This window comes from Pollutimonas harenae (assembly GCF_004153685.1).
Taxonomy (GTDB): domain Bacteria; phylum Pseudomonadota; class Gammaproteobacteria; order Burkholderiales; family Burkholderiaceae_B; genus Pusillimonas_C; species Pusillimonas_C harenae.
On sequence record NZ_SDQD01000003.1, the window covers coordinates 300502 to 323097 of the forward strand.

Annotated in this window: 16 protein-coding genes and 1 tRNA gene; 7 read left to right on the forward strand and 10 right to left on the reverse strand. The window is 56.1% G+C overall.

Translation table 11 applies throughout. From position 1 onward, the window contains the following. Positions 1-13: 13 nt before the first annotated feature. Both ERD84_RS14115 and ERD84_RS14120 read left to right on the forward strand, forming a co-directional pair. The gene (locus ERD84_RS14115) at positions 14-1324 is read left to right on the forward strand and encodes a phospholipase A (RefSeq protein ID WP_130040302.1); all 1311 of its coding nucleotides are present in this window, start codon (positions 14-16) and stop codon (positions 1322-1324) included. 58 nt (positions 1325-1382) lie between these two features. Beyond that, complete coding sequence (locus tag ERD84_RS14120; RefSeq protein ID WP_130040303.1) at positions 1383-4934, forward strand: indolepyruvate ferredoxin oxidoreductase family protein; 3552 nt, start codon at positions 1383-1385, stop codon at positions 4932-4934. Positions 4935-4970: 36 nt separating this feature from the next. On the opposite strand, the gene ERD84_RS14125 is transcribed toward ERD84_RS14120, so the two are convergent. Genes ERD84_RS14125 through ERD84_RS14140 form a run of 4 tightly spaced genes read right to left on the reverse strand, consistent with a single transcriptional unit; the run spans position 4971 to position 9634 of the window. Continuing rightward, positions 4971-5717, reverse strand: a complete 747-nt coding sequence (locus tag ERD84_RS14125) for an ABC transporter ATP-binding protein (protein WP_130040304.1) — start codon at positions 5715-5717, stop codon at positions 4971-4973. Beyond that, a complete protein-coding gene (locus ERD84_RS14130; protein WP_130040305.1) occupies positions 5714-6493 on the reverse strand; it encodes an ABC transporter ATP-binding protein in 780 nt (259 codons plus the stop codon). Before ERD84_RS14130 ends, ERD84_RS14125 begins: the two co-directional genes overlap by 4 nt. After that, on the reverse strand, positions 6490-8373 hold the full coding sequence (locus ERD84_RS14135; RefSeq protein WP_130040306.1) for an ABC transporter permease: 1884 nt from the start codon (positions 8371-8373) through the stop codon (positions 6490-6492). Before ERD84_RS14135 ends, ERD84_RS14130 begins: the two co-directional genes overlap by 4 nt. 49 nt (positions 8374-8422) lie before the next feature. Then, positions 8423-9634, reverse strand: coding sequence for an ABC transporter substrate-binding protein (locus ERD84_RS14140; protein ID WP_245150708.1), 1212 nt, complete (start codon positions 9632-9634; stop codon positions 8423-8425). Between the two features lie 127 nt (positions 9635-9761). On the opposite strand from ERD84_RS14140, the gene ERD84_RS14145 reads away from it, so the two are divergent. The 3 genes from ERD84_RS14145 (at position 9762) to ERD84_RS14155 (ending at position 13449) form a co-directional block, all read left to right on the forward strand. Next, positions 9762-11651, forward strand: coding sequence for an LTA synthase family protein (locus ERD84_RS14145; RefSeq protein WP_130040307.1), 1890 nt, complete (start codon positions 9762-9764; stop codon positions 11649-11651). Between the two features lie 97 nt (positions 11652-11748). Beyond that, entirely contained in the window at positions 11749-13338 is a 1590-nt protein-coding gene (locus ERD84_RS14150; protein ID WP_130040308.1) for a TerC family protein, read from the forward strand. Between the two features lie 34 nt (positions 13339-13372). Then, a tRNA-Pro gene (locus ERD84_RS14155) sits at positions 13373-13449 on the forward strand. A 60-nt stretch (positions 13450-13509) separates the two neighbouring features. Here the strand turns inward: ERD84_RS14155 and ERD84_RS14160 are convergent. Continuing rightward, positions 13510-15147, reverse strand: a complete 1638-nt coding sequence (locus ERD84_RS14160; protein WP_130040309.1) for an acyl-CoA synthetase — start codon at positions 15145-15147, stop codon at positions 13510-13512. A gap of 128 nt (positions 15148-15275) precedes the next feature. Here ERD84_RS14160 and ERD84_RS14165 point away from each other — a divergent pair, with 128 nt between their 5' ends. Both ERD84_RS14165 and ERD84_RS14170 read left to right on the forward strand, forming a co-directional pair. Further along, a complete protein-coding gene (locus ERD84_RS14165) occupies positions 15276-15707 on the forward strand; it encodes an AMP-binding protein (protein WP_209019835.1) in 432 nt (143 codons plus the stop codon). A 2-nt stretch (positions 15708-15709) separates the two neighbouring features. Then, positions 15710-16120, forward strand: coding sequence for a DoxX family protein (locus tag ERD84_RS14170; protein ID WP_130040311.1), 411 nt, complete (start codon positions 15710-15712; stop codon positions 16118-16120). A gap of 45 nt (positions 16121-16165) precedes the next feature. Here ERD84_RS14170 and ERD84_RS14175 read toward each other — a convergent pair whose 3' ends face one another. The 5 genes from ERD84_RS14175 to ERD84_RS14195 all read right to left on the reverse strand — a co-directional run bounded on the left by ERD84_RS14175 (position 16166) and on the right by ERD84_RS14195 (position 22593). Continuing rightward, positions 16166-16951 carry an AraC family transcriptional regulator gene (locus ERD84_RS14175; RefSeq protein WP_130040312.1) on the reverse strand — a complete coding sequence of 262 codons (786 nt, stop codon included), beginning with the start codon at positions 16949-16951 and terminating at the stop codon, positions 16166-16168. Between the two features lie 166 nt (positions 16952-17117). Continuing rightward, a complete protein-coding gene (gene acs, locus ERD84_RS14180; RefSeq protein ID WP_130040313.1) occupies positions 17118-19097 on the reverse strand; it encodes an acetate--CoA ligase in 1980 nt (659 codons plus the stop codon). Between the two features lie 33 nt (positions 19098-19130). After that, on the reverse strand, positions 19131-19835 hold the full coding sequence (locus tag ERD84_RS14185) for an ABC transporter ATP-binding protein (protein ID WP_130040314.1): 705 nt from the start codon (positions 19833-19835) through the stop codon (positions 19131-19133). After that, positions 19832-21742 (reverse strand): branched-chain amino acid ABC transporter ATP-binding protein/permease, encoded by a 1911-nt coding sequence (locus ERD84_RS14190; protein WP_245150709.1) that lies wholly within the window; start codon positions 21740-21742, stop codon positions 19832-19834. Before ERD84_RS14190 ends, ERD84_RS14185 begins: the two co-directional genes overlap by 4 nt. After that, positions 21739-22593 carry a branched-chain amino acid ABC transporter permease gene (locus ERD84_RS14195; protein ID WP_245150710.1) on the reverse strand — a complete coding sequence of 285 codons (855 nt, stop codon included), beginning with the start codon at positions 22591-22593 and terminating at the stop codon, positions 21739-21741. The genes ERD84_RS14190 and ERD84_RS14195 overlap by 4 nt, the downstream gene beginning before the upstream one ends. Positions 22594-22596 lie beyond the last annotated feature (3 nt).

Genomic DNA, 22596 nt, shown 5'->3' on the forward strand with positions numbered 1-22596 from the left:
ACGCCGACCAGTTATGGCACTGCTACTTCGCAATCCCCGCACTCTGTTCCTCTTCTTTACCCTACTTGGCGTACTGCTCCTGGCCTCGACGGCATCCGCTGGCATCACCTACACATTAAAGCAATCGCACGCCGTTCCCGGCGAGACGATCAACATTCAGGCGGTGCTGTTCAACGACACCGAGAACGCCATAGAATGGCGTTCTCCCAAGAACCTGGTTTTGCAGTGGCGTAACGAAAGAGATCAAACCATACGCAGCATGGCTTACCTCGATGGCACGCCCGCTGCCATCAACGTGCCAGTCAACAATTTCGTCAAATTGTCCTGGCGAGCGGTGGTACCTACTGAAGCTGAAGGCTTGCAAGCCGTCAACATTGAAGGCGAGCCCATCCTCCTTGCGTTGGACACCAGCCCACGCGAGAATAGCCTGATCGCAGGCACCCCGGCCGCTGTACCCGTCATTGATGCAGGCGCCGCCGACGATGGAGCCCGTCACGATCCCCCATTGCCCGAAAACGTCGTTGCCGCAGCCGGCGCTTCCGTTGAGCAAGGCCCATCGGTGAACTCCACTCACCAGCTGGCCAGCAACACCCATTCGGAGTTCGAGAAATTCCGCAGCGCCTTTTCGGCTTACGAGCCTATTTACTTTGACGTCGGCACCAAGCACGGCAATAACGCCCGCTTCCAGGTGAGCTTCAAATATCGCCTGTTCACACCCAATAATCCTGAAGATCCAGGCTTTTTCGACAACCTTTACTTGGGCTATACCCAAACTGCCCTGTGGGATCTCGAGTCAGACTCTCTCCCCTTTGTCGATACCTCATTCAAACCCAGCCTGTTCTGGCACAAAGGCGCCTTGTGGCAATCACCTCAGAAAAATTGGTTTGTGGGGCTGGCCACCGGTGTTCAGCACGAGTCCAATGGCAAAAACGACGAAGACTCCCGGTCTTTGAACTATGGCTATATACAGCCCGAACTGAACTACCGTTTCGACGGCGGCAGCACGCTGACCTTCGCGCCTCGCATCAAAGGCTATTTTGGGGTCGAGGATGAAAATGCCGACTATAGGGATTATGCCGGCAATATAGACTGGCGACTGCGCTATGCCCAGGATAACGGCCTGGTCCTGACGGGTATGTATCGCCACGGCAGCAATGGCCACAACACTACCCAGATTGAAGCGGCCTGGCCCTTGAGGCGAACCTTCCTAAATATGAATGGCTATCTCCATGTCCAGTATTTCGAAGGCTATGGTGAAACCCTGCTGGGCTACAACCAAAGAAGTTCCGGACAGGTGCGCGTGGGGATAGCTCTGGTGCCTTAGACAGGAAGTGCATACACTTAGGGGTAGCAACAAAGAAACACCACAGGAGACTACCCCAATGAACGCCCCCTTGAGTCAGGCCGCGTTATCGAAACTTGCTTCCGTCTCGCTCGACGATAAATACACGCTGGAGCGTGGCCGCGCTTACATGAGCGGCACCCAGGCACTAGTACGCTTACCCATGCTGCAAAAGGCACGGGATCAGAGCGTCGGGCTGAACACCGCCGGCTTTATTTCCGGCTACCGGGGCTCCCCACTGGGCGCGCTCGACCAGGCCTTATGGAAAGCCAAGCAACACCTGCAAGACCACGAAATCGTCTTTCAACCCGGCCTGAACGAAGACTTGGCTGCCACCTCCATCTGGGGCACCCAGCAGGTCACACTCTACCCTGACGCCACACACGAAGGGGTTTTTGGCATGTGGTATGGCAAAGGTCCCGGGGTAGACCGCTCGATGGACGTCTTCAAGCACGCCAATTCTGCAGGCACCTCCAGACACGGCGGCGTATTGGTTCTGGCTGGCGACGACCATGGTGCCAAGTCATCTACCGTGGCACATCAATCCGAGCACGACTTGTTGTCGGCAGGCATACCCGTTCTGTATCCTGCCAATGTCCAGGAATATCTGGATTACGGCCTGCATGGCTGGGCCATGAGCCGATACTCGGGCCTGTGGGTGGCCATGAAATGCGTCACCGAGATCGTCGAGTCGACGGCATCGGTCGATATCGATCCCGATCGCACCCGCATCGTCATACCCGACGATTTCACACTGCCGCCCGAGGGCTTGAGCATACGCTGGCCTGACCCTCCGCTCGAGCAGGAAGCCCGTCTGATGGACTATAAGTGGTACGCGGCACTAGCCTATACCCGAGCCAACAAACTGAACCAGGTGGTCATCGACTCACCTCGCCCCCGCTTTGGCATCATGGCCGCCGGCAAGGCTTACCTGGACACCCGACAGGCACTGGCTGATCTGGGGCTCGATGAAACCGCCTGTGCCCAGGCGGGCATCCGCCTCATGAAGGTCGGCTGTGTCTGGCCCCTGAACGCACAGGATGCACGCGAGTTCGCCACAGGTCTGGAAGAAATCCTGGTGGTAGAGGAAAAGCGCCAGATACTTGAGTATGCGCTCAAGGAAGAACTCTACAACTGGCGTGACGACGTACGTCCCAAGGTTTATGGCAAGTTCAACGAAAAAGACAATGCGGGCGGAGAATGGTCTGTACCACGCGGCCAATGGTTGCTGCCCGCACGCGGAGAACTCTCTCCGGCCTTGATCGCTCGCGCAATTGCCCGCAGGCTGGAAAAAGCCGATTTGCCTGCAGAGCTACGCACCCGCATCACCGCGCGCATTGCCGTTATCGACGCAAAAGAGCGCGAAATGGCTCAGGCCCAGGTATCAACCGATCGCAAACCATGGTTCTGTTCGGGATGCCCGCATAACACCTCGACCCGAGTGCCCGAAGGCTCACGTGCGCTGGCCGGCATAGGTTGCCACTACATGACGATCTGGATGGATCGCAACACTGAAACCTTCAGCCATATGGGCGGCGAAGGCGCAGCGTGGATAGGCCAAAAATCGTTCACCACCGAGAAGCATGTGTTTGCCAACCTGGGCGACGGCACTTACTTCCATTCGGGCATATTGGCCATTCGGGCAGCGATCGCTGCCAATGCCAACATTACTTACAAGATTTTGTATAACGACGCCGTGGCCATGACAGGCGGCCAGCCTGTTGATGGCGTGCTTAAGGTCACCGATGTGATCGCGCAGGTTCACGCCGAAGGCGCACGCAAGGTCGTCGTCGTGACCGATGAACCCGAAAAATATAAAGGTGTGGCGCTGGTGGGCAATCCACCCGTGTACCATCGCGACGAGCTCGATCGCGTACAGCGCGAACTGCGTGACATCGAGGGCACCACAGTGCTGGTCTACGACCAGACCTGTGCCACCGAAAAGCGCCGGCGCCGCAAACGCGGCACCTACCCCGATCCCGCCCGTCGTGTTTTCATCAACGATGAAGTCTGTGAGGGTTGTGGCGACTGCTCAGCCAAGTCCAATTGCTTGTCGGTGGAGCCAGTCAATACGGCAAAAGGCAGCAAACGCAAGATCAACCAATCGTCCTGCAACAAAGACTTTTCCTGTCTGAATGGCTTTTGTCCCAGCTTCATCACGGCCGAGGGTGCACAAGTCAAGAAACCCAAGCCGTCGTCTACGGCAGACAGCCAAGTGCAAGATACCTCGCTGCCGCTGCCTGCCCTGCCCGCCATTGAAGGCAGTTACGGCATCCTGATTACCGGCATAGGCGGTACGGGCGTGGTCACCATTGGTGGGCTACTGGGTATGGCGGCACACCTGGAACAAAAAGGCGTCACCGTACTCGATATGGCAGGCCTGGCCCAGAAAGGCGGTGCCGTACTCAGCCACGTCCAGATTGCCAACGAACCCAAAGACATCCACGCTACCCGCATCGCTACTGGCGAGGCCGCGCTGATCATAGGCTGCGATGCCATCGTAACGAGTTCGGCCGACGTACTCTCCCGGGCACAGAAAAATGTGAGCGCCGCGGTCGTCAACAAGGCCAATGTTCCCACGGCCGCCATCATCAAGAATGCCAACTGGCAATACCCCGAGGCTGCGATCGAGGGCGAACTGACCACAGCCATCGGCACTCATTGCGACTTTCTCGATGCCAACCAGCTTGCTGTCCAGCTGATGGGCGATGCCATCTATGCCAATCCGCTGTTGCTGGGTTACGCATGGCAAAAAGGCTGGATACCTCTTTCGCACGAAAGCCTGACCCGCGCAATCGAGCTCAACGGGATAATGATAGAAAAAAATCTGGCCGCATTCGAATGGGGCCGTGCAGCAGCCCACCTGGGTGAGCAAGTGATCATGCCAGCACAAGCCCCTGCCCGGGTACTCAAACTACCCGAAACACTGGACAACACCATCGAGCGCAATACACGCTGGCTCACCGACTACCAGAACGCTGCGTATGCAGACCGTTATCGCGAGGCGATAGACAAAATTCGCGTACGCGAAGCTGCACTACCCACCGCGCGGGGCATGCATCTGACCCAAGCGGTGGCCCGGAATCTGGCCAAACTTATGGCTTACAAAGACGAGTATGAAGTTGCGCGACTGTATATTGATCCCGCATTCACCGATAAGCTCAGGGCACAGTTCGAGGGTGAGCCAGGCAAGGATTACCAGCTGCACTTTCACCTGGCCCCCCCTTTGTTAGCCAAAAAAAATGAGCGAGGCGAGCTCATCAAGCAGCAATACGGACCTTGGGTAATGTCGGTCTTCAAGCTGCTGGCACGCATGAAAGGATTGCGCGGCACCGCGCTCGACATCTTCGGTAAAACACATGAAAGACGCCAGGAGCGCAAACTGATAGATGACTATTTCCAGTTTGTCGACGAACTGCTCAACAGCCTGACAGACCAGAATCTGGCTGCAGCCATTGAATTGGCCAGGCTCCCCGAAGACATCCGGGGCTTCGGCCATATTAAAGAAAGCAATATGAAGCAAGCTGAGGCGCGGCGCCTGCAACTGCTGGACGCCTACCGGCAGACAGGTGACTTGAACAAGGTCGCTTAAAGGCGTGGGCCGGGCTCTGTGCCTGGCCCACACTCGTCACAGCGCCAGGTGTTCCCGGCGTACGACCTCGTTGCCAGCCAGTTCGTGCATCGTGCCGCTATATCGAATCACGCCTTTTTCAAGTACATAGGCACGATCGGACACCAACTGGGCAAAATGAATATTCTGCTCGGACAGCAGCACACTTGCGCCACGCATCTTCAGTGCCAGTATCATCTCGGCCATTTGCTCCACGATCAATGGCGCCACACCCTCGGACGGTTCGTCGAGCAAAAGGCAATATGGATTGCCCATCAGAGTACGGGCAACGGCCAGCATCTGCTGTTCGCCGCCACTCATGTCTCCCGCCGGCCGTTCCTGCATATCGGCCAGCGGCGGGAACAAGTCGAATACCGATTCAAAAGTCCAGTTCAGGCCCGGCGTACCGTCAGGCCAGGTTCGGTGAGCCTGCTGCCCGGCGATCAGGTTCTCCTTTACCGTCAGCTCAGTAAAAATGCGCCTTTCTTCAGGCACATAACCCAGCCCAAGACGTGCTATTTCGTATGGCTGCCGCTTCATCAGGTGCTGGCCCATGAAGCGTACGTCACCCTGGCGTCGCGCAAGCAAACCCATGATGGCCTTGAGCGTCGTCGACTTGCCCGCGCCGTTGCGTCCCATCAGGCCCACCACTTCACCACGCCCTACTTCCAGGCTGACATCGTGCAGGATATGCGCCGCGCCGTACCAGGCATGTAGCCCGGAGACCGACAGCACGGGCATCGCGGATGGCTTATCAAGGCTCATGGCACCGCTTCCTGCACGGCATCTGTCTGTATGGTTTTACCGGTACCGAAATACACTTCCTGAACCTTGGGATGTTGGCGTATCTGCTCTACGCTGCCTTCAGCAATCAACTTGCCACGCGCCAGCACAATGACGCGATCCGCATAAGAAAACACCACATCCATACTGTGCTCGGTAAAGAGGACCGCCAGTCTGTGCTGCATGACCAGCTGTTTGACCAGGCCCACCAAGGCACGACGTTCAGCCGGAGCCATGCCTGCGGTGGGTTCATCCATAAGCAAGACCCTGGGCTTGCCTGCCAGGCTCATGGCCAACTCCACGCGCTTCACATCACCGTAAGCCAATTCGCTGCAAGGACGATCTGCCTGATCCTGCATGCTGACCAGGTCCAGCAATTGCATGGCCTCGTCCCTGTACAGACCAGCAGCCGGGCGCCAAAAGGAAAACACGCGCCGATGATGTGACAGCAAGGCCATCTGTACATTTTCAATAACGGTCAGAGAGGCGAACGTGGCGGCAATCTGGAAGGTACGTCCTACCCCCTTATGCGCGATACTTCTGGAGCTCAGGCCCCGCAGCTCCTCACCATCGAGCAGGACTGACCCTCCCGAAGCCGGCAATTGCCCTCCCACCATATTGAAGGTCGTCGATTTGCCCGCCCCATTGGGTCCGATTAACGCCAGCAGCTCACCTGGGTTCAGGACAAAGCTGACTTGATCGACGGCGGCATTGCCGCCAAAGTGCTTGCTGAGCTGCCTGACTTCAAGCAGATTCATGCCGACCTCCTGCCTTGCGTCCACAAGGCGGCAAAGCCGGCAATGCCCTGCGGAAACACCAGTACGATCAGCAGAATGACTCCGCCAAACAGGGCTCGCCAATATTCGGTAACGCCCACAAAATAATCCTGCATCACGGTAAAGGCCGCCGCGCCCGCCACCGGGCCAAACAAGGTTTGAATGCCGCCCAGCAGCACCATGACCAGGCCGTCTACTGATTTGCCCACCGTCATGACTTCAGGCGATGTGCTGCCTTTGGAAAAAACATACAGGGCACCTGCCAAACCCGCCAACAAACCCGCCACCACAAATGCGGCCCATTGCATGCCTTTCACATGTATGCCTATGGCATCAGCCCGCAAGGCCGAGTCGCGCACCGCGCGCAAGGCGTAGCCAAAAGGAGAAAACGCCATACGCCGCACTGCGGCCACAGCCAGCACCACCACGGCCAGCACAAAGTAATAATAGGCATCGCCCGACAACCAGGCTTCGGGCCAGATGCCGACTATACCGTTGGAGCCACCAGTAACGTCGTCCCACTGAAAGACAATAGACCATACGATCTGCGCAAAAGCCAGCGTCAGCATGGCCAGGTAGACACCCGTCAAGCGTATGCAGAACCACCCGAACACAATGGCAGCCAGGCCGGCCGCCAGCGGGGCTGCCAGCATGGAACCTACCATCCCCAGCCCCAGCGATTTGAACAACAAGGCAGCGGCATAGGCGCCAATACCAAAATAAGCGGCATGGCCGAAAGTTGGCATACCTCCCAGCCCCATCATGAAATGCAAGCTGACTGCGAACAGCACGGCAACCAACATGTCTTGGGCCAGTACGGCCGCATAGGGGAAAGAGGCCGACAACAAGGGCAAGACCAGAAAGATGATCAGCAAGATGGCTGCCATCCATTTGAATGCCTGATTGGCCGGACGCAGTGGCATATCGGGCATGGCGGCCTGACGCACCAAGGCCAGCGGCTTGCCCAGCAAGCCCCATGGCTTGAACACCAGCACAAAAGCCATGAAGATAAATTCCACCACCAGAGTCAGTTTGGGGAAGGCTATGCTGATTCCTGCAACATCGACCACACCCAGGGCAATGCACAAAGCCTTAAGCTGGGCAATGATCAAGGCGGCCAGATAAGCACCAGGTATGGAACCCATGCCTCCGACCACCACCACTACAAAGGCATCTCCTATTACGCTCAGGTCCAGCATCAGGCTGGCTGGCTGGCGCGGGATCTGCAGTGCGCCTCCCAGGCCGGCCAGGAAGGCGCCCAGGGCAAACACGCTGGTAAACAGCCACTCCTGATTCACACCCAGAGCGCCCAGCATTTCGCGGTCTTGTGTTGCTGCGCGTATCAGCGTACCCCAGCGCGTGCGTGTAAGCATCAGCCAAAGCATCAACAGCACCAGAGGACCGATGACAATCAAGGCCAGGTCGTACACCGGCATATAGCGATTGAATATCTGTATGGATCCGTTCAGCCCGGGCGCGAGCGGCCCCAACAGATCGTCGGGACCCCACAGCCACAAGGCCATGTCATTGAACACCAGCACCAAGGCGAAGGTAGCCAAAAGCTGGAACATCTCGGGTACATGATAGATGCGCCGCAAAAGTATGGCTTCAATCAGTGCACCCAATACGCCCACGATGAGCGCCGCACAAAGGAGGCTGAACCAGAATCCCAATGGGCTGTGCCCCCACATGCCGACTATGGTGTAGGCGACATACAGGCCCAGCATATATAAGGAGCCGTGGGCAAAGTTGACGATGCGGCTGACACCAAAGATCAGCGAGAGGCCCACTGCTACCAGAAACAGTGACGACGCCTCCGCCAGGCCGTTCAGAATCTGAACGAGGTAACCAGTAAGCTGCATAGTGTGGCGGTGTCTACCAACACCGGGCCTCGCTAGGGAAAGAAGTCAATCAGTTGGCCGATGCAGGCCGCCATTGCCTGACTTGCTCGTCAGATGGCAGGACGCTTGCACCATCGATATATTCAATATCGGTCATGATGCCCTTGCCATCCTTGATGGCAAGAGTACCTACATAAGCACCCATGGTCGATTGATGATCGATGCCACGGTATGTGATGCGACCAACCGGCGTGTCGACCTCTAGTCCTTTGAACGCTTCTACCAGGGCTTCGGTTTCGGTTGTGTCAGCCTTATCGATACCCGCAGCCAACGACAGAATGGCGTTGTATCCTATGATGGTGCCCAGCCTGGGATAATCGTCGTAGCGCTTCTGGTAGGCCTCGAGGAAACGGTTATGCTCAGGCGTATCGATGGCATACCATGGGTAACCTGTAACGACCCAGCCTACCGGCGTCTCGGCCCCCAAAGGGTCAAGATACTCGGGCTCGCCCGTAAGCAAGCTGACCACCGAAAGATTTTCAAAGAAGTTACGTTGCGTACCGGCACGCACAAATTTGGCCAGGTCGGTGGCAAACAGCACATTGAACATGGCTTCGGGTTTGGCATCGGCAAGTGCCTGTACGACATTACCTGCGTCGATCTTGCCCAGTGGCGCTGCTTGCTCAGCCACGAACTCAACGTCTGGCTGGGCCTGTTTCAGCAAAGTCTTGAAGGTTGTGACGGCCGATTGTCCATACTCGTAATTAGGATAAACAATAGCCCAACGCTTCTTGTTCATTTTGACGGCCGCGGGGATCAGCATGGCCACCTGCATATAGGTCGAAGCACGCAAGCGATAGGTGTAGTGATTTCCGTCTTCCCAGACGATTTTGTCGGTCAGGGGTTCACTGGCCAGGAAAAACCGCTGCTTGTGCTTGGCAAAATCAGTAACAGCCAAGCCCACGTGCGAGAGAAAGGTACCAGTCAGGACGTCGACCTTGTCGCGCGTGAGTAATTCTTCGGCGGCGCGCACCGCATCGCCCGGATTGGAGTTGTCGTCACGGACGATCAGTTCGAGTTTTTTCCCGTTGACGCCGCCCGCCTCATTGATCTGTTCGACCGCAAGCTCCATACCCATTTTATAAGGGCCCAGAAAGGCCGGTTGTGTTTTGTAACTATTAAGCTCGCCAATCTTGATGACGTCCTGGGAATAGGCCAGGGCGCTGGCTGTAGCAAGGGTAATAGCCCCCGCTAGTTTCAAATAAGGTATGGCTGAGTGCATAATAACGAGTTCCTGAGCGTTGCGTACGAGAAAAACCTGATAAATTGTACGCAATATCAGCATGGCAGCGTGTACTTGGCTGCACAAGCCGGCATAATCCATTAACACAAGGCTTTTTCGCCCGCCCATGCTCGACCTTTCTCTTGTTTTTATTATTTCCAGTCTGTGCTTGCTTACCCTTAGCCGATGTGCATTGGCGGCCTGGCAATGGCAACGCGTTCAGCAAGCTGGTGGCTTGCTGCCTATATTAATAGGTGGCCTGCGCATCGATGCGAACCAGATCGCCATCATTGTCGGCATCCCTCTGCTGCTGGCCCCCTGGCTGGGGCATTCCATCCCGGCTGTCGAGCTGACCGGTATCTGGTTCCAGATTGCCTGGTTTCTGCTGGTTTTGCTGGAAGTGTCCACACCCCAGTTTATTTACGAATACGACACGCGCCCCAATCGTCTGTATGTCGAATACCTAAAGCATCCGCAAGAGGTCTTCGGCATGCTTTGGAAGGGCTACAAGATCGTGATACTGGCTGCTGTGGTGGTACTGGGACTGTTTGCCTGGCTGGCCCACTACCTGTTCGGGCACGGCATGCCCGATGCGACCATGCCATGGTGGCAAGACATTTTGTTTTTCCTGGTGGCTGCAGCGCTGATCTTTCTGGCTATACGCGGCACGCTGAAACACAGGCCTATCAACCCGTCCACCGTGGCTTACTGCGGTGACAGCATGCTCAACACGCTGCCGCTGAATTCACTGTACAGCGTCACATATGCCATATACAGCATGAAAAATGAGCGTTCGGCTGCCGACATATACGGCAAGCTGTCCAGCGATGAAACCAACCGCATCGTTCAGCAATGCTCAGGGCTGCCCGCCGGGCCGGCCGACATTCCCACACTGCATCAACAAACCTCCATACGACCGCGCAGCCGACCACTGAATCTGGTTCTGATCGTGCAAGAGAGCCTGGGCGCCCAGTATGTAGGCAACCTGGGCGGTGCAGGCCTGACCCCCGAACTTGACGAGCTGGCCAAGACAGCCTGGAACTTTACGCGCGCCTATGCCACGGGTACGCGCTCTGTACGCGGCCTCGAAGCCGTCACGGCAGGCTTTCCTCCCACTATCTCAGACGCCGTACTACGTTTGTCGGGTGCCCAAAGCAATTTCTTTACCTTGGCTCAGTTGCTCAAGCAGCATGGGTATCGCTCCCGCTTCATCTATGGCGGCGAAGCGCACTTCGACAACATGAAGAGCTTTTTCCTGGGTAATGGTTTCGACGAACTGCATGAACGCTCTTCCTTCAAAAATCCGGCCTTTATAGGAACATGGGGCGCCAGCGATGAAGATATGTTCAACAAGCTGCATGGTCTGCTTGCCGAGCCACCCAGTCAGCCCACCTTGACCCTGGCCTTTTCGGTCAGCAATCACTCACCGTGGGAATACCCCGCTGGCCGCATTGTTCCAGACGGCAACCCAGCCACCGTAGAGAACACCGTACGTTATGCCGACTGGGCTATCGGTCGCTTTTTCGAGCAGGCCAAACAATCCGACTACTGGGAAAATACCGTTTTCCTGATTGTGGCCGACCACGACTCCCGGGTGGGTGGCGCCAGCCTGGTTCCTTTACGGCATTTTCATATACCTGCCCTGATTCTCGGCGCAGATGTCACCGCCAGGCGCGACGATCGCCTGATCAGCCAGATAGATCTCCCCCCCACTTTGCTGTCGCTGATGGGACTGAATACGGAACACCCCATGATAGGCCACGACCTTACGCAAACCGGCGGAGGCAGGGCCATGATGCAATATGGCGAAAACTATGGGTATCTGAAGGACGATGCACTGATTGTCCTGGAACCCTACAAAGAGGCTACGCAGTTTCGCTACACTGCGCCGGCCATCTATACACCGATCACCCTGGATCCCGATCTGTCACGCGAGGCGTTGGCTCATGTGCTCTGGCCGTACTGGGCTTACCGCAATCAAGCCTACACCCTGCCACATTTACGACAAAAAACTTAGATACACTGACCTCAAGCTCCTGCCTTTTCCCAGTCATGCCATGTAAAAAAATAATAAGCACACTACAATACTTACACCAAACTGAAAGGAATTAATAATGGAGTTGCTGCTTGACCCCTCCGTATGGGTCGGCTTACTGACACTAGTGGTCCTGGAAATTGTCCTGGGCATAGACAATCTGATTTTCATTGCCATTCTGGCAGACAAGCTACCACCTTCCCAGCGCGATCGCGCCCGCGTCATTGGTCTGTCGCTGGCGCTCGTCATGCGCCTGGCGCTGCTATCAGGCATATCGTGGCTGTTCAAGCTGACGTCCCCCCTATTCTGGGTAGGTTCTCTGGACTTTTCGGGTCGAGACCTGATCCTGATTCTGGGTGGCTTCTTCCTGGTTTTCAAGGGCACCATGGAGATGCATGAACGCGTCGAAGGCAAGACACACACCATGTCCGGCTCGCGCATGTATCCCAGCTTCTGGGTCATTGTGACGCAAATTGTCGTGCTGGATGCTGTCTTCTCGCTCGATGCAGTCATCACTGCAGTCGGTATGGTTGACCATCTGCCCGTGATGATGGCCGCCGTCATTATTGCCATAGGCATTATGCTGGTGGCATCAAAACCCCTGACCCGCTTCGTGAGCGCCCACCCCACCGTGGTGATTCTGTGCCTGGGCTTTTTGCTGATGATAGGCTTTGCCCTGATTGCCGAAGGCTTCGGTTTCAAGGTACCCAAGGGCTATCTGTATGCCGCCATTGGCTTCTCGGTTGCCATCGAGGCGCTCAACCAGATTGCCCGGCGCAATCTGCGCAACTCCGACACCCAGCGTCCCATGAGGGAGCGTACCGCAGAAGGGATACTGCGCATGCTTGGAAAACGGCCTGCTGCTACCGACGAAGCAACCGACACGGCACTCGACACGCCTGACAACGTGCCCTTCGCCGTGGAAGAACGCAATATGGTCAGCGGCGTGCTGCGCCTGGCGGATCGCAACGTCCACTCCATCATGACGCCGCGCAACGACATCACCTGGCTCAACCTGGACGATGATCCCGAGCAAATCCGCCAAGAGATCAGCGGCACCCCGCACGGGTTCTTTCCAGTGTGCCGGGGCTCATTGGACAACATCGTGGGCATAGGCCGCGCCAAGGACATGATCACCGATCTGATACAGCACGGCACGTTAAATCAGAACACATTGCGTCCTCCGATCATCGTGCACGAAGCCGTGCGCATCCTTGACTTGATCGAAACCCTGAAGGCGGCGCGCGGCCAACTGGTCATTGTGATCAACGAGTTTGGTGCTGTAGAAGGCCTGGTCACACCCATAGACGTCTTCGAGGCCATCGCCGGCGACTTCCCCGATGAGGATGAAACCCGCGACATTATCCCGGCCGGCGACGATAAATGGATAGTCGACGGCGGCACCGATCTGCATCATTTCGAACAAACACTGGAAATAGAAGGCCTGCTCGACGACGAGGACGAATACAGCACTTTGGCCGGCTATATGCTGAGCCGCTTCGGTCGCCTGCCCGAGGTAGGCGACAAGCTCAGGTTCAGGCATGGAGACCACGAGTTTCGTTTTAAGGTACTGGAACTCGAAGGACGGCGTATCGCCAAGGTACAGGTTCGGCGCCGCACAACGGACTCGGACCAGCAGGCCGATGACGCCGAGGCAGACGCTGCTTAGATTTTCATGTTATAGTAGCTGGCTGTTATGAATTCGGGGCGTAGCGCAGCCTGGTAGCGCATCTGGTTTGGGACCAGAGGGTCGAAGGTTCGAATCCTTTCGCCCCGACCACATAACACCTTAAAAAGCCTACGTATTTTTGCGTGGGCTTTTTTATTTGGTGGTGAAGAATCAATCGCGCCGCCATGCCTCGACTTGTTGACGCAATTCGCGACGAATAACCTTGCCGGTGGTGGTCATGGGCAACTCGTCGACAAAGAATATTTCACGCGGATACTCGTGCGCCGCCAACCGATTTTTTACATAGTCCTGGATTTCCCGCTTTAGCGTTTCATTGGCTTCATAAGCTTCTTTCAGCACGATCACGGCTGCCACGATCTCGGTACGCTGCGGATCAGCAGCCCCAACCACGGCCACCATCTTTACCGATGGGTGCTGAAGGATGCAGTCTTCGATTTCACCAGGGCCAATGCGATAGCCTGCCGAGGTAATGACGTCGTCGTTGCGGCCCATGAAATGAACGTAGCCATTGTCGTCCATGCTACCGGTGTCGCCCGTGAGCAGCCAGTCGCCTATGTATTTTTCGCGGGTAGCCGCGGTATTGTTCCAGTACTGCAAGAACATGACCGGATCGGGGCTATGCACGGCAATATTGCCGGTCTCGCCTGACCCAAGCACATTTCCGCCTTCGTCTACGATGGCAACCTGGTGACCCGGAACGGGCCTTCCAATGGCGCCGGGTGTGACAGGCATCAAGTCGGAACAAGACGACACCGTCATATTGCATTCTGTCTGGCCGTAGAACTCATTAATCGTCAGGCCAAAGGTGCGCCGCCCCCAATCGAGCAATTCAGCGCCCAATGACTCACCGCCGCTGGCCACTGAACGCAATTGAAAATTCCAGCGTTTTTCAGGCTCAACCACCGCACGCATCATTTTCAAGGCGGTAGGCGGCAAGAATGTATTACGTATGCCATGGTCTTGCATCAGTTGAAATGCCGCTTCGGGTGTGAACTTCTGGAAGCGATGAGCAACAACGGCAATGCCATGATGCCAGGACGGCAACAGCACATCGAACAGGCCGCCGATCCAGGCCCAATCGGCCGGCGTCCACATCCGGTCACCTTCCTGAGGGAAAAGGTTATGTGAAATTTCCACACCCGGCAAATGGCCAAGCAGTACGCGATGCGCGTGCAAGGCACCCTTGGGCTGGCCTGTCGTACCGGAGGTATAGATAATGACGGCGGGATCGTCGGGCGCCGTATCGACAGGCGTCAGGTCAGAGCTATGCCTTGCTGCCTCGCGATGCAAGTCCAGCGTGCCGTCGTGGGCACCGTCTATGGTGAACACAACCTGCAAATCTGGCAGGTGTTCGCGTATTTGAGCCAGCTTGGCTGCCCCCTCGGCATTGGTAATGACAACGCGCGCACCGCTGTCTTTCAAGCGATATTGCAAGGCCTCTACTCCAAACAACGCGAACAGCGGAATAGCGATACAGCCTGTTTTATAGGCGGCAATGTGACCCAAAGCGGTTTCGGGTGCCTGCGGTAGAAGAATACCCACCCTGTCGCCGCGCTCGACGCCCTGCGCCAACAGCAGATTGCCGACCCGGTTCGACATTTCAAGAAGCTCACCAAAGCTGTAATTCCGGACGGAGCCATCATGCCCTATATGAATCAGTGCCAGCCGTCGTGAATCTTGCTCGGCCCATTTATCGCATGCGTCGACGCCTATGTTGTAGCGCTGTGGAATGTCCCAGGAAAATTGCTGTAGGGCGTCATCGTAGCTCTTGGGATTCAATGGCAACATGCATGTGCTCCTGCTTTTCTTTTAAGTAGATCGTATTGTTATATTACGGCCTTATACTCGACACTATCATTTTTCTTAGCGCTAAGGTCTTTTTGCATATGATACGCACACTTGATTTCTGGACAAGCATGGCAGAGCAACATGGCCAGGCGGCTGCCCTTGAAAACGACCATACCCAGGTCACTTACGCCGAACTGCTGGTGTCGGTCAACGCCCTGGCTGTCGCCTTGCAATCCAAAGACCCTACGCCAGGCTCGCGTGTAGGCTTATGCGCCGAACAGTCGCTGGAATATCAGGTCAGCATGTTGGCCATACTGGCTGCTGGCAAGATCCCTGTACCGCTCAGTCCATACGGCAGCACCGAAAACCTGCATCAAATGCTTAACGACACGCAGTGCTCAACGCTTCTGGTAGATGAAATAGGCCAGAAAAAAATCAATGCGGATGATGATTTCGCAATTTTATTCTCGCAACTGGAAGGCCTGGTACTCACTTATCGCGGCCAGACACCCGAGCGCCACGCCACCGGTAACACAAGCAGCACCACACAAGAGGCCTGAATATGTCCAACACCACTCTTGAAGACCTGGGCAAGCTTGTTTTGCGTCTGGCCATAGGCCTGCTGCTGCTCTTTCATGGCCTGGCAAAACTTTTTCACGGTATTGGTCCTATCGAAGCCATGGTGGCCGCTCGCGGACTGCCGGCATTTTTTGCCTGGGCGGTGTACATCGGAGAAGTCATCGCTCCGCTATGCCTGATTCTGGGCCTGTATACACGCATGGGCGGCTTGCTGATTGTCGCCAATATGCTGGTGGCCATCGTACTGGCTCATATGGGGCACTTGGCACAATTTACAGGCAGCGGCGGATGGCGCCTCGAACTGCAAGGCCTGTACCTGTTTGGCGGACTAGCAGTAGCTATGCTGGGCGCGGGCCGCTTTAGTGCTGGTGGCCGCGGCGGCCGCTGGAACTAACTGACCAGACCCAACGGGGCAAGAGAGCCAACTCAGTACGGTCGGCTACGCTGCCTCGATGGATTTAAGAAAGTCGCTGGGTGTAAGACCCAGGTTACGCCGAAACATAGCTGTGAATGCGCTTTGATTCTGGTAGCCCAGATCAAGCGCAATAGCAAGCACCTGCTTACCCTCGGCCAGCCACTCCAGTGCCGTCAGCAGTTTCGCCTGCTGTCGCCATTGGCCAAAAGACATACCCAGTTCCTGCACGAACAAGCGATGCAAGGTACGCTGATCGTAGCCCATATCCCTGGACCACTCCTTAAGCGTTTTCATCTCATCGAGGTGTTCCTGGATATGTGTACAGATGGTAGCCAGACGATGATCTTTGGGGGTGGGCAAGTGCAAGGGCAAGCCGGACTCGTCGCTCACCTCTTCGAGCAAAAGGTTCATGAGCAACTTCACCCGGCGACTGGGTTCGGTACTGAAACCGGCATTGGCGACAGCCGCAATAATTTCCCGAAAAAGAGGGGAAACCGGGAGCATGCAGCTTTGCTCGGGCAAGCCATGTGAAAAAGCCGGATTCACGAACACGGAACGCAACCGCACCTTTCCCAGCATGCGAACCTGATGCCGGACGTTAGGCGCAAGCCAAAGGGCGCGGGTGGGTGGCACCACCCAATGCCCGTCTGTACTCGAGACCACCATAATTCCGCTTAAAGCGTATTTGATCTGCCCCATTTCGTGGGAATGATCGGACAGAATCGTGGAGTCAGCAAAGTCTCGGCTAATGCTGCCTGCCAGGATCCCTGCGTATCTACGCGTCATGCTGACGCCCAGTTGCGTTTCCATAACGACTACCCACCCCCAGAACCAAAATGGCTTTCAAACACATATTGATCAAGACGACAGATTCGCTATTGCTTACGCTGGCGCTATCCGCATGTTGATACTAATAGAACCTGTAGTTATAACCATGGAGGAAAACCCCCACTCTCAGGCGTAAACGACCAGCATTTCAATACACCCCTGTGAACTGCTTCAATACATCGGGATTCTCGAGCGTGGATACGTCCTGGGTAACCTCTTTGCCTTCAGCCACGACACGCAGCAACCGTCTGAGTATCTTGCCCGAGCGTGTCTTGGGCAGATTATTGCCAAAACGGATGTCGCGAGGCTTGGCAATAGCCCCCACCTCTTTGGCAACCCAGTCACGCAGTTCCTTGGCCAGAGCATCGGCTTGCACCCCATCGGGCACTGGATCCTTGAGCATAATAAAGGCTACGATGGCCTCACCCGTCGTAGCGTCGGGCCGTCCCACGACCGCAGCCTCGGCGACCTTTTCATGCGCCACCAAGGCCGACTCAATCTCAGTGCCACCCAATCGATGGCCCGATACGCTCAAGACGTCGTCGGTGCGCCCCATGATCCAGTAATACCCGTCAGCATCACGCTGGGCATTGTCTCCTGCCAGGTAATATCCCTTGAGGTCTGTGGGAAAGTAGCTGCTTTTATAGCGTTCCTCGTCGCCCCACACGGTACGTATCATGGCAGGCCAGGGCCGCTTGATGACCAGGAAACCGCCCCGCCCCTGGGGCACATCGTTGCCAGCCTCATCGACCACCCCGGTGATAATGCCCGGCAATGGCAAGGTGCAGGACCCTGGCTTGAGCGGCGTGGCACCGGGCAACGGACTCAGTATATGGCCACCCGTTTCTGTTTGCCACCACGTATCAACAATAGGACAACGGCCCTGGCCCACGTTCTGGTAATACCAGATCCAAGCTTCAGGGTTGATCGGTTCGCCGACAGACCCCAGCAAACGCAGGCTGGAGAGATCGTAGCGCTGCGGATGCGTATCGGGGTCTGCCTGTGCAGCCTTGATCAGGGAACGGATGGCCGTTGGTGCAGTATAGAAAATACTGACCTTATGCCGTTGTATCATTTCCCAGAAACGCCCCGCATGCGGGTAAGTCGGTATCCCTTCAAATATGATTTGCGTCAGGCCGGCAGCCAGGGTGCCATAAGCAATATAGCTATGCCCGGTTACCCAGCCCACATCGGCCGTACACCAGAAGATATCGTCGGGACGCACATCGAATACCCACTTGGTGGTCAGCGATGCCCAAAGCAGATAACCAGCCGAAGCATGCTGCACACCTTTGGGTTTTCCGGTTGAGCCCGACGTATACAGAATGAACAGGGGATGCTCCGCTTCGACCGCCACGGCTTCGCAGCTGTCTGGCTGCCCATCTTCGAGCTCGTGCAACCAGACATCGCGTGACCCACTCCAGTTGACCTCGCTGCCGGCCCGCTTGTAAACGATAACGTGCTGAACAATATCGCCGCCCTCATCAGCCAACGCCTCGTCTACAGCGCTCTTGAGTGCAATAGCTCGCCCGCCTCGCAACTGTGCATCAGCGGTAATGACCAGCTTTGCACCCACATCCACAATGCGCTGGTGCAAGCTCTTGGCCGAAAACCCTCCAAACACCACTGAATGAATCACGCCCAGGCGGGCGCAGGCCTGCATGCATGCAATCGCTTCAATGGACATGGGCAGATAAATGATGGCTCTGTCGCCTTTCTTGTAGCCCAGCGACTTGATACCGTTGGCAATGCGGCAGACACGAGCGTGTAATTGCCGATACGTTACTTTATCTACCGAGCCGTCATCAGCCTCGAAGATCAGTGCCGTTTTGTCAGCGTTTCCGTTGGTCAGATGCACATCAAGGCAGTTTTCGGAGACATTCAGTTCGCCATCATCGAACCAGGTATAGAACGGCGCCTCAGACTCATCCAGCACCTTGGTAAATGGCTTGCGCCAGACAAGGTGCTCATTGGCCATACGTGTCCAGAAGCCGTTGAAGTCTTGCTCAGCTTCGGCACACAAGGCCTTGTAGCTTTCCATACCCGCAACTGTTGCCCCTGCAACGGCCTTGGCCGACGGCGAAAACACCCTATGCTCGACCAGAATGGAATCAATAGTAGAGGACATTACATATACTCCTAAATCTGCGTAACCTGAAAGTTACGCGGCTGCTCCAAGATAGCGGTTCATGATTTCGGGCTTGCTTTGCAGCTCTTCTGAAGCCCCCCCGAACACGATATGCCCCGTATTGAGCAAATAGCAGCGATCTGCCATGGACAATGCCGCTGCCACGTTCTGCTCGACCACCACGATGGTTCGCCCCTGGCGCGCCAGGTCCTGGCAGATATTCATGAGATCGCGCACAATCAGCGGGGCAAGCCCCTCGAAGGGCTCATCAAGGAGAATCAATTGAGCGTCGCGTATCATGGCGCGCGCAATCGCAACCATTTGCTGCTCTCCTCCGGACAGCTCGCGCCCCTTGTTGCCGCGCCGCTCATCCAGGCGCGGAAAGGTGCGATAAATTTCCGAAAAGCTCAAAGGCTTCTTGGCCGTCATCGCAGCAAGCTTCAGGTTTTCGTGAACGGTGATGCCACCGAATACCCGGCGCTCTTCGGGAACCAGTTGCAAACCCAGACGAGCAATCAGATGTGCCGGCATTTTCTGGATGGGTGTACCGGAAAAAGTGATGTTCCCGGACCTGGCCGTAAGCGCCCCTGCCAAGGTTTTCAGCAAGGTGGACTTGCCTGCACCGTTCCGGCCCAGCAGCGCCACGACTTCGTTTTCCTTAACCTCGAGCGATACGTCGAACAGAATATGCGAATCGCCGTAAAAGGTATTGATGCCATCGACTTCTAGTAGACTCATGACTCGACTACGCCTCCGAGATAAGCTTCCTGCACGGCCTTATTGGCCTGAATTTCTTCAGGGGTACCTTCTGCAAGAAAGTTGCCGTCATAAAGAACAGTGATTTTGTCGGCCAGCTCGAACATGGCATCCATATCGTGCTCAACAATCAGCACAGTACGGCCACGGCGTATGCTTTTGAGCAGGGCCACGGCATGCACGCGTTCTTCGGGACTCATGCCGGCCAAGGGCTCGTCGAGCAGCAAAACGTTGGCACCGGTTGCCAGCGCCAGGCCTATTTCAACCCGGCGCTTTTCGCCATAAGACAACTCATGGACCGGCGTATCGGCCTTGTGGCTCAACTCCACCAGCGCCATGGCAGCTTCGACCTGCTCTCCGTAGCCACTGACACCATTCAAGCTGGCCAAGGCGTCGAAACGGAACGAGCCCCGCTTCTGGCCCAACACCGACATCAGAATGTTCTGGCGCACGGTCAGCGCATCGAACAACTCATTGACCTGATAGCTTTTGCTCATGCCCAATTGGCACACCTGGGTAACACCGATGCCGGTGATGTTGCCTCCACGTAGAAAGACTTCCCCCGAAGTGGGCAGAATTTCGCCCGCCAGCATCTTGAAGAAAGTGGATTTACCCGCGCCGTTAGGACCTATAAGACCTCGTAGCTCACCCTCGGCAACCGAGATGGAAACCCCCTTTACTGCTTTCAGGCCGCCATAGTGCTTGGCAATATTGTTGGCCTGCAATACGGGGGAGCCTGGTTTGACCGAAGCTGCCTCGCGCATGATGAGCGGAACACTACGCTGCCCTTTGACCTGCTGCCGTGAACCTGTTTCGGCACGTGCAATGCGGCGTGTCATGCGTTTGTTGCGCCATGCGATGAATTCGCCGCAAATACCCCGACGAAACACCGTGACAAGAATGACAAAGATCACGCCCAATATCAGCCGCCAGTAAGGACCAACCGCATCCACAAACTGCAACACCTCGAACAGGTATAGCCAGATAAATGCACCCAGCAAAGGGCCGAACAAGGTCCCTGCACCGCCCATGACGGTCTGGATGACAAGCTCTGCTGAAGTATGCAGGTTGAAGGCATCAGGTGGCATGTATCCCTGAAACAATCCCAGCAGGCCTCCAGCTACACCGCCGTAAGCAGCAGCAACAACAAAAACGGCAAGCTTGTAGCGCTGTATCTTGTGGCCCACTGCCATCGCCCGCACCGGATTGCCCCGAATAGCAGTAAGAATGACACCAAACGGCGACAGCGAAATACGGCGTGCAATCACGAATCCGACAAAGAACATGACGGCCAGGAAGGTGTACATGGGCCAGCCAGGCTGGATCGTATAGCTGAAGAAACCCAGTTCAACAGCTGGCTCAGGAATGCCTGGAATACCATTTTCACCACCGGTCCAGTCTCGCAAGGGGCCGAACTCCAGGAAGTAAATCATTTCGGCAAAAGCGAGCGTACTCATGGCAAAGTAAATGCCGCTACGCCTGAGTGTCAGGTAACCGATCACGAGGCCCAGCACCGAAGCAACCAGCATCGCCACTACCAGGGCAAGCAGCATATTGGGAATAATGCCGGTGGTGAGCAGGTAAGCCGTCACGAAACTACCAGTTCCATAGAATGCTGCCTGACCAAAGGACAACAGACCCGCATAGCCAAACAGCAAGTCGAAGCCCAGTCCGAACAGGCCCCAGATCAGGACGCGCCCAAGCAAATCGGGGCCCGCGCCAATAAGTGGCGCCATGAAAGGCGCGACGCAAAGCACCATGGCTGCGATGACTTCGACACCATAGCGGGCCCGGAATGCACCTGTATTACCCTTGGGCATGTGAGCAGATTGCATGTCTCCCACGTTCTCGCCCGCTTCAATTGCAACAGAGTTATCAGTCTGGCTCATGCTCTGCCCTCCACGCCCAACAGCCCTTGTGGCCGCAAAATTAGAATGACCGCCATGGCTGCAAATAGCATGACATCTGAATAGACCGGATTGAACAGCGAGGTCAGGCTAAGGATCTGCCCCGCTATCAGGCCACCGAGTATTGCCCCTGGGAACGACCCAACACCACCCAGCACAACGACCACAAAAGACTGAATCAGCACGCGGAAACCCATGTCGGGAACGATGGAAACGATAGGTGCGTAGATCATGCCCGCAAACCCCGCCGCGGCGGCACCCACACCAAATACGATCAGGAAGGCGCGCTGTATATTGATCCCAAGCAGCCGAGTCATCAGGGCATCTTCAATACCCGAGCGGATGATCAGGCCCAGACGTGTGCGATACAGCACCATCCAGCACAAACCCAACGCACCCGCAGCGATGGCGAGAATCTGGATGCGATACAGGGGATAGACGACAAACCCCATATCGACCACGCCCTCACCCCAAACAGGCACCGGCACGCGCTGTCCTACTCCGCCAAAAATGGCGCGGATGATCTCGACGATGACAATACTGACGCCAAATGTGACCAGAATCTGGTCTTCGACGGGCCGGTTATAGAAGCGCTTGATCAAACCACGCTCCATGATGAGGCCAATGATCATGGCGGCCACAGCGCCACCAATAATGCTTAGCACAAAGGAACCTGTGCTGGTAAACACAGAAAAGCCGGCATAAGCGCCCACTACGAACAACGCGCCATGTGCAAAATTGATTACACCAAGCGTGCCGTAGATAATGGTCAGACCGGCAGCAATGAGGGAGAGCAGCACCCCCAGCGCCAGACCATTGAAAACTTGTGACATGAT